The sequence below is a fragment of the Rhodococcus sp. PAMC28707 genome (assembly GCF_004795915.1).
Taxonomy (GTDB): Bacteria; Actinomycetota; Actinomycetes; order Mycobacteriales; family Mycobacteriaceae; genus Rhodococcoides.
This window is the reverse complement of the sequence record NZ_CP039253.1, coordinates 3,131,140-3,146,157: the sequence shown is the minus strand read 5'-3', so window position 1 is coordinate 3,146,157 and position 15,018 is coordinate 3,131,140. Positions and strand designations below refer to the sequence as shown.

14 protein-coding genes and 1 pseudogene are annotated in these 15,018 nt (G+C 62.8%); 6 read left to right on the top strand and 9 right to left on the bottom strand.

What is annotated here, in order from left to right:
* Window positions 1–182 precede the first annotated feature (182 nt).
* Window positions 183–2,147, top strand: coding sequence for an HNH endonuclease signature motif containing protein (locus E5720_RS14450; RefSeq protein ID WP_136171216.1), 1,965 nt, complete (start codon window positions 183–185; stop codon window positions 2,145–2,147).
* 93 nt (window positions 2,148–2,240) lie between these two features.
* On the opposite strand, the gene E5720_RS14445 is transcribed toward E5720_RS14450, so the two are convergent.
* Both E5720_RS14445 and E5720_RS14440 read right to left on the bottom strand, forming a co-directional pair.
* Window positions 2,241–3,944 carry an MDR family MFS transporter gene (locus E5720_RS14445; RefSeq protein WP_136172715.1) on the bottom strand — a complete coding sequence of 568 codons (1,704 nt, stop codon included), beginning with the start codon at window positions 3,942–3,944 and terminating at the stop codon, window positions 2,241–2,243.
* Window positions 3,945–4,101: 157 nt separating this feature from the next.
* A pseudogene (locus E5720_RS14440) lies at window positions 4,102–4,483 on the bottom strand (MFS transporter); the annotation flags it as partial.
* Window positions 4,484–4,740: 257 nt separating this feature from the next.
* Between E5720_RS14440 and aroQ the strand changes: the two are divergent.
* From aroQ to E5720_RS14425, 3 genes are all read left to right on the top strand, one after another.
* A complete protein-coding gene (gene aroQ, locus E5720_RS14435) occupies window positions 4,741–5,214 on the top strand; it encodes a type II 3-dehydroquinate dehydratase (protein ID WP_247595971.1) in 474 nt (157 codons plus the stop codon).
* A gap of 83 nt (window positions 5,215–5,297) precedes the next feature.
* On the top strand, window positions 5,298–6,020 hold the full coding sequence (locus tag E5720_RS14430) for a thioredoxin domain-containing protein (protein ID WP_247595970.1): 723 nt from the start codon (window positions 5,298–5,300) through the stop codon (window positions 6,018–6,020).
* Between the two features lie 29 nt (window positions 6,021–6,049).
* Window positions 6,050–6,625 (top strand): vitamin K epoxide reductase family protein, encoded by a 576-nt coding sequence (locus E5720_RS14425; RefSeq protein WP_136171214.1) that lies wholly within the window; start codon window positions 6,050–6,052, stop codon window positions 6,623–6,625.
* Here the strand turns inward: E5720_RS14425 and E5720_RS14420 are convergent.
* Window positions 6,622–7,032: a RidA family protein gene (locus tag E5720_RS14420; protein WP_247595969.1), complete on the bottom strand. Its 411-nt coding sequence runs from the start codon at window positions 7,030–7,032 to the stop codon at window positions 6,622–6,624. The two genes, E5720_RS14425 and E5720_RS14420, sit on opposite strands and share 4 nt — an antisense overlap.
* Before the next feature lie 221 nt (window positions 7,033–7,253).
* Here E5720_RS14420 and E5720_RS14415 point away from each other — a divergent pair, with 221 nt between their 5' ends.
* Together E5720_RS14415 and E5720_RS14410 are read left to right on the top strand one after the other, a co-directional pair.
* Window positions 7,254–8,672: an NlpC/P60 family protein gene (locus tag E5720_RS14415; RefSeq protein WP_136171213.1), complete on the top strand. Its 1,419-nt coding sequence runs from the start codon at window positions 7,254–7,256 to the stop codon at window positions 8,670–8,672.
* 59 nt (window positions 8,673–8,731) lie between these two features.
* The gene (locus E5720_RS14410) at window positions 8,732–9,511 is read left to right on the top strand and encodes an acyl-ACP thioesterase domain-containing protein (protein ID WP_136171212.1); all 780 of its coding nucleotides are present in this window, start codon (window positions 8,732–8,734) and stop codon (window positions 9,509–9,511) included.
* Here the strand turns inward: E5720_RS14410 and E5720_RS14405 are convergent.
* The 6 genes from E5720_RS14405 to E5720_RS14380 are packed head-to-tail and all read right to left on the bottom strand — an operon-like array spanning window position 9,430 to window position 15,017.
* Window positions 9,430–10,920 carry an AMP-binding protein gene (locus tag E5720_RS14405; RefSeq protein ID WP_136171211.1) on the bottom strand — a complete coding sequence of 497 codons (1,491 nt, stop codon included), beginning with the start codon at window positions 10,918–10,920 and terminating at the stop codon, window positions 9,430–9,432. The two genes, E5720_RS14410 and E5720_RS14405, sit on opposite strands and share 82 nt — an antisense overlap.
* A gap of 9 nt (window positions 10,921–10,929) precedes the next feature.
* On the bottom strand, window positions 10,930–11,532 hold the full coding sequence (locus E5720_RS14400; protein ID WP_136171210.1) for an energy-coupling factor transporter transmembrane protein EcfT: 603 nt from the start codon (window positions 11,530–11,532) through the stop codon (window positions 10,930–10,932).
* The gene (locus E5720_RS14395; RefSeq protein ID WP_136172712.1) at window positions 11,529–12,209 is read right to left on the bottom strand and encodes an ABC transporter ATP-binding protein; all 681 of its coding nucleotides are present in this window, start codon (window positions 12,207–12,209) and stop codon (window positions 11,529–11,531) included. The genes E5720_RS14400 and E5720_RS14395 overlap by 4 nt, the downstream gene beginning before the upstream one ends.
* A complete protein-coding gene (locus E5720_RS14390; RefSeq protein WP_136171209.1) occupies window positions 12,206–13,333 on the bottom strand; it encodes a thiolase family protein in 1,128 nt (375 codons plus the stop codon). Before E5720_RS14390 ends, E5720_RS14395 begins: the two co-directional genes overlap by 4 nt.
* A complete protein-coding gene (locus E5720_RS14385) occupies window positions 13,330–14,436 on the bottom strand; it encodes an AMP-binding protein (RefSeq protein WP_168708356.1) in 1,107 nt (368 codons plus the stop codon). The genes E5720_RS14390 and E5720_RS14385 overlap by 4 nt, the downstream gene beginning before the upstream one ends.
* On the bottom strand, window positions 14,433–15,017 hold the full coding sequence (locus E5720_RS14380) for a biotin transporter BioY (RefSeq protein ID WP_210730057.1): 585 nt from the start codon (window positions 15,015–15,017) through the stop codon (window positions 14,433–14,435). The genes E5720_RS14385 and E5720_RS14380 overlap by 4 nt, the downstream gene beginning before the upstream one ends.
* Between the last annotated feature and the right edge of the window lies 1 nt (window position 15,018).

The window sequence follows — 15,018 nt, the reverse complement described above, 5'->3', positions numbered from 1 at the left end:
GTAACGGACCGACCCCGGGCGGGGACTTTCGGCTGAAATGTCGGTGGAATGGTGTAGGCACCTGCGTTTCGTATTCAACTGCGCTACAGGAGGATCGGAGAATGAAACCCTTGACGACGACCACGAAAGTCGATATTATCGAACATACGTTCTAACATCGACATGCCGGGGGGCTTCGATTCATGAGTTCGAGTCGCAGGAGTGCATTCGCTTCGTACGTAGGTCCGCAGCACACGCCGGTCATCGATCGATCAGTACTTCAGAAGCTCTCCGACGCGGCGGTGATCGAGAACCAGGCCTGCGCACGCAAAGTCTTTCTTGCAGCGTCGATCTGGGATTCCTGCATTCATCAGAGTGTCCAAGTCGGTGACGTGATCATGGATGCGGGGAGCTATGCGGCATCGGAGACAGCGAAGGCGCTGGGATGCTCCAAGACTGTGGCGGACACTTATGCAGAGATCGGTATGGATCTCCGACTCCGGTTGCCCAGGGTCAGAGCAGCATTCGACGCCGGCGAGTTGGATCTCGCACGGGTGCGGGCGATCTATCGAAACACCAACCCGCTCCCACTGGAAGTTGCCGTCCGCATCGAATCCGAAGTACTCCATGCAGCGCACCGCCTATCCCCCGGGCCACTCGCGACCGAGATCTGTGAAATCGTGCAGCGTGTTGCACCGGAGGAGGCCGCTGCGCTTCGCAAAGATCTCGTCAAGCTCACCCGCGTTCGATACCGCGACAGAGACATGATCGCCACCATCGAGGCCGACCTCGAAGCAGGTGACGCCGCGGCGTGCTGGCAACTGGTCAACGAAATGGCGAACACCCTGTGCCGCCGTGATCCGCGCACTCGTGGCCAGCGACTCGCGGCCGCGTACGTGGCGCTCGTGCATCAAGAGACATTTGTTTCGTGCACGTGCGAACAGGACGAGGACAATCCGTGCACCGCCCGGCGGGAATTGCCTGCACGCCGTAGCCCACTGACCACAGTGACGATCGATCTGCCGACGCTTGCCGGACTCGCCGACCTACCCGGATACCTCGCAGGACACGGATTGATCGATGCGGACTATGCCCGCGAACTTGCTGCAAACGGAGACTGGCAGCTACTGCTGACCGAAGCGGCGGACCTCGCAGCCTCACTCGGTCTTATAGATGTGATCCCTGATCAGGATGTCGATGTTCGGTCAGAGCGTGGCAAGGGTGACAAGCGGACGGGCGAGGGTGCCGGTGCCGGTCCAGATGCAGGTGCCGGTCCAGATGCCCAGAGTGACGGGCCCGGCGACTCCGCAGGTACTGGCACTGGAATCAATCTCGGTACGCACACGGTGCTCAATCCGTTGGGTCATGGGCGCCGCAGGCTCGGACTCGCATTTCCAAAGCGTCCGGCAAAGTCACAGCCGTGCACCACAGCGCCGAACGCAACTGAGTCCGCTACCGATTACACCGGGTCCTACACGCTGATAGCGCACATCGAAGAGGCTGTTGCAGCTAACCCGGCGCGGGCCGAGGCGCTGCACCCCGATGGTCACGGCGGATTCCTCGAACCACCCGACGGTGCGCTCACTTATCGCCCGAGTAGCGAACTGGCCAAATGCGTTCGACAACGGGATCGCACCTGCCGCCATCCAGGATGTGATGTTCCGGCCGCAGCCTGCGAAATCGACCATGTGGTGTCCTATCGCCACTACGACCCGAAACATGGCGGATGGACGGTACTGACCAATCTCCATTGCCTTTGCCGCTATCACCACATGCTCAAGACAATGGGCGTCTGGGTTCCTGTCATGCTTCCGCGGGGTATCGACTACTGGACCTCGAGTTCAGGATCAACAGCGATAACTCTGCCTGGGGGCACAGTCGGGACGACCGGTCTGTCCGACTGCCGCCTGATCCCCCACATTCCGCGCAAGCGACGCACCCATTGCAGCCCGCCGCCTGCGAACACGAACACGACGGACACCGAACTCGCCAGACCTGACGGACCAGGCACACCGTTCACCGATCGCCCGTCCCCGCAATCGGGCCGGCACAGCGGAGGCCAGCGCGGCGCAGCGTGCAGCAATAAGACTTCCGCGAGCACCAGCGGTCCCAACGGTCCGGGGAGTCCCGGGAGTACGGAGGATGCAGATGGTCCTGCGCCGTTCTGAACTGTGAAACAGGAGGTCCCTCGTAACCATCGAAAGTTACGATGGACCTGAGAGTGTTCCGAGGGATCGATCTCTTTCCGAGCGCTGCGTTCGCTAAAGATCCCCGCCTGCTCTTGCAGCCTCGACCTTTGCCGCCTCACCCCTGGCAGCCTCCACCTTTGCCGCCTCACCCCTGGCAGCTTCGTCCTTCGCAGCTTCGTCACGTTCCTGCTGGGCAGCCGCGAGGCCGGACATCGTCCGCAGCGGCACTTCCTTGACGAAGATGACCAACACGAATCCGATAACCATCAGGATGGAGACGGCAAGGAAGACATAGTCCATGGCGTCGGAGAATCCGACGCGGAAAGGTTCGGCCAGCGCACTGTCGAGCTTTTGCATGAAAGAACTGTCGACCAATGCACTGCCGGCGATCGACGAGTCCTGCGCAATGATCGCGTCGGCGAAGCCCTTTTCCAGTGGGTCGGCACTCGTCGACGCCGATTGGACGGCTTGCTGGAACTCCGGCGTCGTACTGGCCGCTACCAGCGCATCAGTGGTCTTCGGTGTGAGCTGTGTAAACAGCATCGACAGGAAGACCGCAACGCCGAGCGTCGCACCGATCTGACGGAAGAAGGTCGCAGCAGCAGTAGACACTCCCATGTCCTTGGGCGGCATCGCATTCTGAATTGCCAGTGTCAGCGGCTGCATCATGGAACCGAGACCGATACCGAACAAGGCCATGATCAGCATGGTCTGCCACAGCGGAGTATCCGCGTGCACATAGTGGAAGAGGAACATTCCGATCGCCATCAGCGCTGTGCCAACTACCGGGAAGATCTTGTAGCGGCCAGTTTTCGAGATCATGCGCCCCGACACGATCGACGAAATCATGAGGGCCCCAACCATTGGAAGCGTCTGATAACCGGCGAGCGTCGGCGACGATCCCTTGACTACCTGCAAGTACTGCGGCAACAACGAAATGCCACCGAACATTGCTGCACCAGCGATGACGCTGACCGCAATGCACAGCGCGAACAATCGATTACGGAAGAACCGCATCGGGATGAGCGCGTCGTCGCCCATCTTAATTTCCACCAAAATGAATGCGAGGACGCCGACGATACCGATCGCAAAACACATCAACGCGAGAGGTGAAGTCCAGCCCCAGACACGGCCCTGTTCGGCAATGATGAGCAATGGCACGAGACCGATCGCCAGCAGCAGTGCACCCCACCAGTCGACGCGCGCCTCGCGTCGGAACACCGGAAGATTGAGCACTCGCCACACGACGATGAGCGCGATGATGCCCAGCGGGACGTTGATGTAGAACACCCATCGCCAACCCGTGATGCCGAGAATGGACGACTGGCCTGCGAGCAGCCCGCCGATGACGGGACCGAGCACACTCGAAGTACCGAACACGGCAAGAAAGTAGCCCTGGTACTTCGCACGCTCACGCGGCGGAACGATGTCGCCGATGATGGCGAGCGCCATCGACATCAAACCACCCGCACCGAGCCCCTGCACCGCACGGAATGCAGCGAGCTCGTACATCGACGTCGAGATTCCGCACAGCATCGAGCCGATGACGAAGATCGAAATCGCCGTCATGAAGAACGGTTTGCGGCCATAGAGGTCGGAGAGCTTTCCGTACAGCGGCGTCGAGATCGTCGAGGTGATCAGGTACGCCGTGGTGACCCACGCGAGCACCGAAAACCCGTTGAGGTCGTCGGCGATCGTGCGGACCGACGTCGCCACGATCGTCTGATCGAGCGCTGCGAGGAACATGCCCATCATCAGCCCCGACAGGATCGTCATGATCTGTCGGTGCGAGAGTTCGCCGGACGCGGGCTGCGTCACTTCTTGTTCGGTTACCACCGCTTGGTCACACCTTTACGATATGTTTGCTTGCAACACACAAGTAAATTGGGAACACCAGCATGCTCTCGGGAACGCAAGATTGCAATCCGATTTGTCAGACGCGCAGCCCTGCCACCGCAGCGTCCATTTGCGATTTTCGACGCGACTCGAGAATCTCCCGCACCGTGCGCGGGTGGACCCCTTCCGCTGCCAACTGCCGTCGAGTTTTGCGTCGCGTCAGCAAGACTCCGGTGATCGCAACCACCCACGCCGGACACTGCGCGAGAAACGCCAACCGGAATCCCTCGAAGGTGTACCGCCGTTCGCTTGCAGAATCGCCCCGATAGATGCGATCACGAGCAGCGAAACCAGCAATCCACCGATGTTCACCATCCCGTGGGCAGTATCGAGATTGCGCTCGGATCGAACCTGCGGGCGTAGTCGTATCCGATGACCGACCCCGGTCCCCCGACCGAAATGACGACGACGAGCATCACCCGGGCGGCGCCACACCTGCCCGATCGTGACGAGAGTCTCGCGCATCGACGTAGACGACCGGAAGAACGAGTCGGCAGCGACGGGTTGACCGAGCACTTATCGGCCGCGTTCAGGCCTGCCACTCCGAACGCGGTGCGGTGCCGGACGGCGACGATGTGCGCGAAGACGCCTACACCCCTGACCAGCCACACAGCTTTCACCAGGACGGTGCGCCAACGACCTGTGAAATGATCTCATTCGGTGGTACGCGCCCTGAATGAAAGTGAGCAATCACATGGTCGGCGACTCGAGCGCAGCCCAAGGACACATCCTCGTGCTCAACGGACCGAACCTGAACATGCTCGGCACTCGCCAACCTAAGGTGTACGGCCACGAAACCCTTGCCGACGTCGTCGCACTGTGCGAGAAAACCGCCGCTGCGCACAGCCGCAACATCCGGGCCGAGCAGTCCAACCACGAGGGACAGCTCATCGACTGGATACATCAAGCACGCGGCACCGCGTCGGGAATCGTCATCAATCCCGGCGGTCTGACGCACACCTCCGTGGCACTGCGCGACGCACTTGTCATTCCCGAAGTGCCCATCATCGAGGTGCACATCAGCAATGTGCACGCTCGCGAGGACTTTCGTCACCACTCGTTCGTTTCCGCCATAGCCAGCGGCGTCATCGCGGGCCTCGGAGTGGCGGGCTACGGATTCGCCGTCGAACGAATCATCAGCCTGACCTGACCGTCGAGTGCTCAGCCTGACCTCAGGTTCACCCGCCTATGATTGTTCCGGACTTCATTGGTCGGGCGAGCAAGGGATCTGCAGTGAGCAACGAGAGCAAGAAGAAGGCACAGGCTGCCGCAGCAGGCATGCAAGGAAACGACAAGAAGCGACGCACGCTGATCCAGATCGGGATCGCCGTCGTACTCATCGCCTTGATCGCCGCGATCGGATTCTCCATCGCGTCGAAGAACTCCGACTCCGACGCACCTGCTGCTGCCCCCTCGTCGACTCAGGACAACGGGGCGATCCGAATCGGTGATCCAAACGCGGCTGTCGTCGTCAGCGTCGTCGAGGACTTCCAGTGCCCGGCGTGCAAGCAGTTCGAAACGATAAGCGGAGACACCCTCGCCGAACTTGTCGCGGACAACACCATTGCCGTCGACTATCGCCCGATCGCGATCCTCGATCGCATGTCCTCGACCAATTACTCCACGCGTGCCGCGAACGCGAGCCTGTGCGTCGCCGAAGCCGATGTCTCGGCGTGGCCGGTCTGGCACAAGGCGATGTTCGATCAGCAGCCCGCCGAGGGCGCTGCAGGCCTCAGCGACGACGAACTCGTGGCCATCGCCCAGCAGGCAGGCATCGAAAGTCCAGAACTGTCGAGCTGCATCACCGGCGGCACCTACACCGATTACGTGACGAGCCAGACCAAGGCCGCGCTCGACGAGGGCATCTCGAGCACACCGACTGTCTCCGTCAACGGCACGGTCGTGTCGAACCCGACTCCGGACGCTTTGCGCGCCGCGATCACCGCTGCACAGTGACAGGAGCGATGTGAGAGGACAGGTGCGAAGTGAGAGCGGCTAGAGCCACCGCCTGGGTCCTCACGATCGGCGGTCTTCTCGGTCTCCTCGGGGCGCTGACCCTGACCATCGAGCGAATCATGTTGCTCGAAGACAGCGCGTACGTGCCGTCCTGCAATCTCAATCCGGTGCTGTCCTGCGGTTCGGTCATGACGACCGAGCAGGCTGCCTTGTTCGGGTTCCCCAATCCGATCATCGGAATCGTGGCATTCACCGTGGTGCTGATGACGGGGATTCTGACGCTCGGCCGAATCGAACTGCCGCACTGGTATTGGCTGGGTCTCAGCACCGGCACCGCGCTCGGTGTGGTGTTCGTGCACTGGCTTATCTACCAGAGCCTCTACGAGATCCATGCGCTGTGCCCGTACTGCATGGTCGTGTGGGCAGTGACGATGCCGATCTTCATCGTCTCACTGTCCCAACTCGTCGACCGCGACCGCGACCGCGCAGGCAACATCACCCGAGCTCTCCTCGAATGGCGCTGGACCATCTTGGCCGTCTGGTACGCAATCGTCATCGCCGCGATCGGGATCGAGTTCTCCGACTACTGGTCGACGCTCGTCTAGAGCACCGCGATCGCATCGATCTCGATCAGCAACTCGTCCATCGCTAGCCTGCTGATTTCGACGACGGTCTGCGCAGGCCTGCTCTCGGCGAACAGCTCGCCCAAAATGCCGGTGTAGGTGTCCAAGTCACCGAGGTCGGTGAAGTACACGGTCACCTTGACGACGTTGGCCAAGGTGCCGCCGGCAGCGTCGAGAATGAGACGAATGTTCTCGAACGCCAACCGGATTTGAGCCGAGACGTCACCGATACCCGCGAACCGACCATCTGCGGTGATCGACGTCTGGCCGGACAGATACAGCGTGCGGTCCGCGTTCTCCACGACTACGCACTGCGACAGTAGCTGTGCACCGGGATCCCACACGGTCTCGGGCGACAGCACGTATTTGTCGATGATCTTCGCTCCCATGCTCGGATTGTCGATAGTGATTTCTCACCGCCAACTTACGCGAAACACCAGCTCGGGTCGGTGCAACGTGTGGGCCAGAGGTGATTTTTTTGTCGACAGACACTAGAACGTGTTCTATTTCGCTCCGCGATTCGATTCCAACGTGCATGATGTGTGAGTCACCTCACATGGATGGGTTGACATGGAACGTCGGGGAGAGCTCGAGCACCAGGAGTTGTTACATGGCAGGCGATCCAATCGCAGTCATCGTTGCCGTAATCGTGTCCGCTGCAGGAGCGGTGGCGGCGACGGACCTACCCCCACAGGTCAAAGACGGCGCCCACAGCGTCGCGGCGGCTGCGGAGGACACCGGTCCAACGTTGCAGAAGCAACTCGATGACCTGCTCGGTACATTGCCCACGCCGGCAGCCGTTGTCGCGGGCACGGCTCTCGACAACGCAGCGACCGCCGTCGAAGATGCAGCCGAACCGATGTTGCCCCCGAAGCCAGCGGAACCCGCCAAGCCGGAAACTGCTCCCGCCGCCGACGTTCCGGCGCCTGTTGCCGCCGCGATGTCGACGACAACCGATACGACCACTACACCAAGCGCTTTCGCGCCCTCGGTGTTCCCCACCAACGCAGGATCGGTCCAGTTCGGCGGATTGACGTACTCGCTCGGGCAGATCACCAACCAAACCGCGTTCATGCCTGCCGCCGAAGCACTCCGGCGGGCGCTGTTCCCCGGTCTACCTGCGACTTTCACCGGGGTTTCGCTGTCACCGATAGGTGCGATCACCGCGTTCGTTCCGTGGCTGACCCGCGCAGGATCGATCTGTGGCGGAGTCAAAGCACCGACCATCGCAGCGTTGTACGCAGCGGAGAACGGATTCCGGTACGGGCCGACCGCACCGGTATCGGTGTCCGGCGCCCGTGGGCCAGGCCAGTTCATGCCCGCTACCTGGCGCACCTACGGCAAAGATGCCGACGGCGACGGCGTAGCCGACATCAACGGCATCGCCGATTCGGTGATGGCATCGGGAAACCTGCTCTGCGACATCAACAGTCAGGTCGAGAAATGGAAGTCGGCCGGATTGGTCAAGGGTGACAGTCTCGACCTGACCATCGCCGGTTACAACGCCGGCGCAGGCGCGGTCCTGAAGTCCGGCGGAATGCCGTCGGGAACACCCGATTACGAAAATCAAACAAAGCCGTACGTGGCCAAGATTCGCGCGACCGAAACGCAGTTTGCCGCAATCCTGACACCGTTCGCCGGCATCGATATTGCCGGTATCGGTGGACGAGCAGTGCAACTCGCCATGGACTACCTCGGCCTGCCGTACGTGTGGGGCGGCGGAAACATCAACGGGCCGTCCGGAGGTGGGTTCGACTGCTCGGGCTTGACGTCGTACGCGGTGTTCAAGGCCTCCGGCGGCACGGTGACACTCCCCCGAACCTCCGAGACCCAATGGGGTGTCGGCACCGAGGTTCCGTTGTCGATGGCTCAGCCAGGGGATCTACTGTTCGGGAACTGGCAATCCGGTGGGCCGGGGCACGTGGCGATCTACATCGGCAACGGTCAGATGGTCCACGCCCCCACCACCGGCGACGTCGTCCGCGTCGCTCCGGTCTTCGACGGGATGAAGGCTCGTCGAGTTCTCTGACCCGCAACCGGGTAGGTTCGGTTCGAGCTCGAACCCACCGGTAACAAGGAGCGACACACGTGGACAATGCCGGAACCGTAGAGCCAGCGGGCTTCGACGACGCCCTGGCACCACTACCTGCCGAAGGTGAAGGGTTCGAAACCGATTGGCCGATACGTACCGGTGATGTCGCCCCAGCCGGCCGCTTGCGCTTCGACGGAATCGCTCGCTACCTGCAGGACATCGGCTCGGACAATCTCGCAGCGACACCTCTCGGTCTCACCGATCCTTTCTGGATCGTTCGACGTACGGTCATCGACGTCCATGAACCCGTACAGTTTCCCGACCACATTCACCTGCGGCGCTGGTGTTCGTCGATGTCGACTCGTTGGTCCAACATGCGGGTCTCGATGTCGACCGGCAAGGGCGGTTCCATCGAAACCGAGGGCTTCTGGATAAGCATCAGCGCGAAGACCGGTATGCCGACACGGATTAGCGACGATGCCCTCGACATGCTTGCACGCACCACCGATCAGCACCGACTCAAATGGAAGGCATGGCTCACCGAGCCGGTTCCGTCCGAGGCGGCCACCGATATCCAGTTTCCGTTGCGCGCCACCGACATCGACTCGTTCGATCACGTCAACAATGCGGCATACTGGCATGCCGTCGAGGAGTTCCTGGTCGATTACCCCGATCTCGTCGCCGGACCACACCGGGCCGTCATCGAGTACCTGTACCCGGTTCTCGGTAAAGAACAGGTTGCCATTCGGCACCGCTACGAAAGTGGTTCGCTCACAGTCTGGTTCGTCGTCGACGGCGCAGTCCGGACGGTCGCGAAGATTGCCCCGATCTCCTGAAGATCGACCTTGCCCCGCGGCGTCCGCGGCAACTGTTCGAGCGTCAGAATCCGAACCGGAATGCTAGGGCTCGGTAGCTCTCGGCGCAGGTGCCGCCAGATGTCGGCGTTCGACGGCGGGTTCGCCCCTTTCACGATCACCACTGCGGGAACTTGACCCATGCGGGCGTCCGGGACTCCGACGCACGCTGCCTCCACAATTCCCGGAATCGCAGTGAACGCGGCCTCGATGGGAGCCAACTCCACATTCAGGCCCGCCCGAATCAGAATGTCGGTGTCCCTGCCGAGTAACGTCAACTGCCTGCTCCCGAGACTGCCCGTGCGGCCCTCGAGACTTTGACAGCGCTCCAGATTTTCACCGCCGTCCAGATTTTCACCGCTTCCGAGTCTTCCCCGGTCCCCCACGGTCATCCATCCGTCGACGGGGCCGCCGGCCACACCGTCCTCGGTGAGGTAGCCGTCGAACAGCATGCCACTGCGCACATGCACGATCGCGTCCCTGATCTCGACGTCGACGCCGTCGAACAATGTCCCCGGCCCTGGGGCGATGCCGCGGTCGAAGGAGACGAAACTCAACTCCGACGCTCCGTAGAAGTGCACGATCGAGGCATTCGGGAGTGCCTCCTGCAGCGCCGATCTGCCGGAGGACGGCCACCGCGCTGCGCTGGAGAGCACTTCGCGCACGCTCGGCACCGGTCCGATCCCGGATCGCACCACATCCCAGGCAATTGTTGGAACCGAATACAGGTGTGTCGTGCCGCTGGGAAGCGACTTGCCCACCGGCCGGAGGTCGACGATCGCGCCTCGGGTGAGTCCGTGCAGCGCACCGTAGAGGAAGTGCGTGTGATCGAGCACCCCCGGCGTCGCCACGCGATCACCCGCACGGATGTCGAACGTCGAATCGGAACGGTCGAGGGTTCGGGCCCAGGAGCGTTGATCACGAACGAACAGTTTGGGTTCCCCCGTGGTGCCCGAGGTGATTCCGATGAGGAGTTCACTGTCGTCATCGGCAGCGCCCCCGGTCCGAACACCCTCGATCTGGATGCTGTCGACACAAGTCGGGGCCTCGGCACCCATCCTCCGCAGCCGCGCGTGCTGATTCGGTGCTGCCAGAACAACATCGGGTTGCGTCAGAGACAGCACGCGGGCGAACTGCTCGGGCAGCAGGTGGCGATGCAGAAGTACCACACCGATTCCCGACGCCATCGCCGCGGTCACGGCTACGAGCGACCCGATGTCCGACGTCGGCAGCACGGCCACTCTTCGCATTCCCGACATGCCTGCCGCCGTGGCAGTGACCAGCTCACCCAACTCGCCGTACGTCACTGCGCTTCGCCGGTCGACGACGGCGAGAGAGGAAGGCTTGTCGCGGATATGCCGCGCGATCCGATCGGGCAGCAGTTCGCTCACTGGAGAACCTCAGTCATCGTCGACACCCCGCGCGACGAGGGCATCGCCCATCGCGTCCGCGGTTCGCAGCGCACGGACCAGCACGGGCGTCACGAGTGCGGTCATGGACCATTGCAGGCCTCGCGCTTTCCGTGCCTCGGCGACCTCGTGCACGATCGTCGCGAGAATAGGTATGCATCTGATCGCCAGGACGAGCATGAGGCCGATCCGGTCGGGGTCGACGCCGAATCTGCGCAGCGGCCCCAGAGCGCGGGTGACGGTATCGAGCATGTCGGTCACCCGCGTGGTGAGCGTGACCAGTGCGGCCAATGCCACCGAGATCAGCAGAACGCCGCACACCACGACCGCACGAGCGGGAGAGGTGATTATCACTTGGAAGACGCCGATGATCAGCAGCATCCAGATGATCGGGCGCAATTGGGCGAGAGCAACTTTCACAGGTATACGAGCAAGGAAGAACAGTGCCGCGACCAGCGCAGCGACGATGCCTACCTGAATCGGCGTCCGGACTACGACGGTAGCGGTCACGATCGAGGTGATGAGCAAGAGCAGCTTCACCCCCGCGGGCAATCGGTGCAGGAACGACGTCCCCGGCCGATACAAGCCGATCATTCGACGAGTTCCCGATACGCGGGAACCGCATCTTCCGGGGTGCCGTCGAACGCGACGAGCCCGTCGTCGATGACGATGACGCGCTCGAAGCTGTCCAGCAGCGCTAGATGATGCGTCACGACGATCACTTGCTGATCCATCGAATCGAGTGCCTCGGCAACGACGCGGGCGTTGCGCAGATCGAGGAGCGTCGTCGGCTCGTCGGCAATGACGACCTCGGGGCGCCGGATGAGGACGGCTCCGATTGCCAGGAGCTGCTTCTGCCCGCCGGACAACAGATGGGACGGATGCTCTGCGTGGTGGTCGAGGCGGAATCGCGCCAGGATCTCGTGCACACGTTCGGCGATCTCGGCCTTGCTCAGTCCCGAACGGCGCAGCGAGAACGCGAGATCCTCCGAGACTGTAGGCATGACGATCTGCGTATCGGGATCGGTGAAGACGAAGCCGACCTTCTTACGGACCTGCGCGCCCTTCCTGGATGCGTCCACACCGTCGACGGTCACGGTCCCCGACGTCGGCGCCAACAGACCGTTGATCATCCGAGCCAGTGTGGACTTACCCGAGCCGTTGGAACCGATGATCCCCACACGCCGCTCACTGAACCGAAGGTCGATGCCGCGCAACACCTCACGATCACCGAACGCGTGCTTGACACCCTCGAACACCACTTCACTCACCATGCACGCTCCACGATCATCGCAATCCCTTGTCCGCCGCCGATGGCGCACGCAGCCAACCCCAACTCGGGGCCACCGTCAGCCAGCATCTGAGAGGCCAAGCGCACCAACAGGATCGCGCCCGAAGCCCCCCACGGGTGACCCATCGCAATGGCTCCACCCTGCGGGCACAGCAGGTTTTCGTCGAGCCCCAGTTCGTCCGACACCGCGAGTACCACCGCCGCGAAAGCCTCGGTGATCTCCACAACTCCCACATCGGACAGGGCGACGCCCGTTCGACGCAACACCTTCTCGATAGCGGGAACCGGCCCGAGGCCGGGCAATGCCGGATCCGAGCCGGCGACAGCCGCGCCCAGAACACGCAGCGCTGGAAGGCCTTTCGCGCGCGATTCGGTGGTGATCGCGAGCGCCGCTGCGCCGTCGGAGATTCCGCACGAGTTGCCGGCTGTACCGGTACCCGACTGCGAGAAACTCGGGCGAAGCCGCGCCAGCCGTTCGGCGGTCATATTCGATCTGATGCGCTGATCTCGCTCGATCCCGGCGATCGGCACGATCTCGGACGTGAAATCCGATTCGGCGGCAAGCCGGTGTGACCGTGCGGCATATGCGTCCAGGCGAACACGGTCGATACCTCGACGGCGAGCAAGATCGTCGGCAGCGACGCCCATGTCCGGGTCCGGAAAGCTGTCGGGTGCAAAGGGTGCGCGGGTGTAGCGAACTGGTTCCGATCCTGCCTGCGGTGGCCAGAACCGCCACGGTGCGGTACTCGCCGATTCGACTCCGCCCGCAAGGATCACGCTCTCGTCCCCGCTGCGCACCCGCATCGCGGCCTGCATCACCGCATCGAGTCCCGAACCGCACTGCCGATCGACCGTCACTCCCGGCACCTCGACGCCGAGTCCGGCGCTCAGTGCAGCAATACGGGCCGGATCGCCACCGGGCCCCAGACAATTGCCGAGAACCACGTCGTCCACTGCGTCCTCGCACCCCGATTCACGCAACGACGCCAAACACGCACGCAACACCGGCGCAGCGAGGTCGGTCGTCGTCAGATCGGCAAATCCGTGACCGGCCGTACCGATCGGGGTCCGCCACGGAGCGACGAGAACTGGAGCGGAGGTCATGAGATCGAGTCTGTCACCCGCGCACGAGCGATCTTGCCGCTACCGGTACGCGGCAGAGCCGGGACGACGATCCAGCGCCTGGGCACGGCCTCACGGAACAAGCGTCCACGGGCCTCGGCCTTGACGTAATCCACATCCGCCCCGTCGTGAAGCTCCACAACAGCAGTCACCGTCGCACCGAGCACCGAATGCGGAGTTCCGACGACAGCCGAAGCCCGGACACCGTCGATCGAATCCAGCACCAGCTCGACATCCTCCGCGATCACCGTAGTTCCGCCCACGTTGACTGCGGCATCACCGCGACCGCGCACGACGAGCTGCCGATTCGGCCCGAGCTCGGCCAGGTCCCCGACACCGAACCACTCAGGAGCTCCGAGGACCCGGTACGGCGACCGCACGAACAGAAGCCCGTCGCGAACCTCCGCTTCGAGGCCCGCCAGCAACGTCAACGGTTCCGGCACCCGACGCGCGGCGACCAGGGACAGCTCTGCTGCCCCGTAGTACTCGACGAGTTCGATGCCGTGCGCGCGTTCCTGTGCTCCCGCATCCAGGGCCGTACCTGCCACAACGGCGAGGCGGAGCGCCGGTGCTCGATCGAGAAGATCGCGAAGGACCGCTGGGACGGCGTGAGCCACTGTCGCACTCGCACGATCGTCCGTGACACAGGCACCGATCCACAGAGCATGAACGGCCGCGAACAGATGCATCGTGGCGTGCAAAGGTCCGGTGATCAACACTCGATCAGCAGCGGTGATGCCCGTGATCGACGAGAACTCGGCGAAGCTGTCGGTCCACGACGCAGCAGTGCGAGCCAGCGCGCGCGGCCTGCCGGTCGAACCCGACGTCGCAACGAGCAGGAACGCGGCGGGATCCGCGTTCCCGTGGACCGGCCTGGCGGCCTGATTCTCCACTCGCACCGCTGCTCCCTGACGCGCTGCGGCGAACACACAGATCAGGGCATCGGGAAGATCCAACTCCGACGCGTCGTGCATTCGGGACTGCGGCCATCGATCGATGGCGGCGTCGAGCTGTTCGTAGGTGAGTGCTCGCCCGTTCCAGTCGATCGCGAGCCGTGACCCGCGCCCGCCCAGAAGCAGACTCACGAACGAATCAAACCGGGATACGCTCGGTGCACACTTTTGGCGACGACGGCGCCGATGACAACCTTGACCAGGTCACCAGGGATGAATGCGAAGTTGGTGGAGATCGCGCCCCACACGCCGATGTCGGTGCGCAGCAACAGGCCGATCGTGCCGAAAATGTAGATGATCACGATTGCGCCGAGTGCATTGATCGCCAAACCGAGCGCTATCGGATATTTCGGGAGGATGAGAGCCGTCAGCAGGCCGGTGACGAATGCCGCCGGGATCCACCCGATGAGATATCCGGCACTGGGGCCGGCGAGTGCTGTCAGGCCGGTGCGTCCACCGGACAGCAAAGGCAGCCCGATGAGGGTCAGCGCGATGAACACCACGACGGCGGCCGTGCCTTTGCGGGCACCGAGGATCGCACCGGCGAGGATGACGCCGAGGGTCTGGAGCGTGATGGGAACGCCACTGAAACCCACCGTGATTGCGCCGGGGAGTCCCAGGGCGGCCAGCAGCGCGGCGAAGACGGCTATCTGCGCCATGTCCCGTGCCGAAATCCTTACCTTGGAACCGGACACTGCTTCGGAACCTGACACT

Coding starts and splice junctions, on each gene's coding strand:
- E5720_RS14450 (WP_136171216.1), top strand. CDS start 183: ATGAGTTCGAGTCGCAGGAGTGCATTCGCTTCGTACGTAGGTCCGCAG.
- E5720_RS14445 (WP_136172715.1), bottom strand. CDS start 3,944: ATGACGATCCTGTCGGGGCTGATGATGGGCATGTTCCTCGCAGCGCTC.
- aroQ (WP_247595971.1), top strand. CDS start 4,741: ATGAAAGTGAGCAATCACATGGTCGGCGACTCGAGCGCAGCCCAAGGA.
- E5720_RS14420 (WP_247595969.1), bottom strand. CDS start 7,032: ATGGGAGCGAAGATCATCGACAAATACGTGCTGTCGCCCGAGACCGTG.
- E5720_RS14415 (WP_136171213.1), top strand. CDS start 7,254: ATGGCAGGCGATCCAATCGCAGTCATCGTTGCCGTAATCGTGTCCGCT.
- E5720_RS14400 (WP_136171210.1), bottom strand. CDS start 11,532: ATGATCGGCTTGTATCGGCCGGGGACGTCGTTCCTGCACCGATTGCCC.
- E5720_RS14390 (WP_136171209.1), bottom strand. CDS start 13,333: ATGACCTCCGCTCCAGTTCTCGTCGCTCCGTGGCGGACCCCGATCGGT.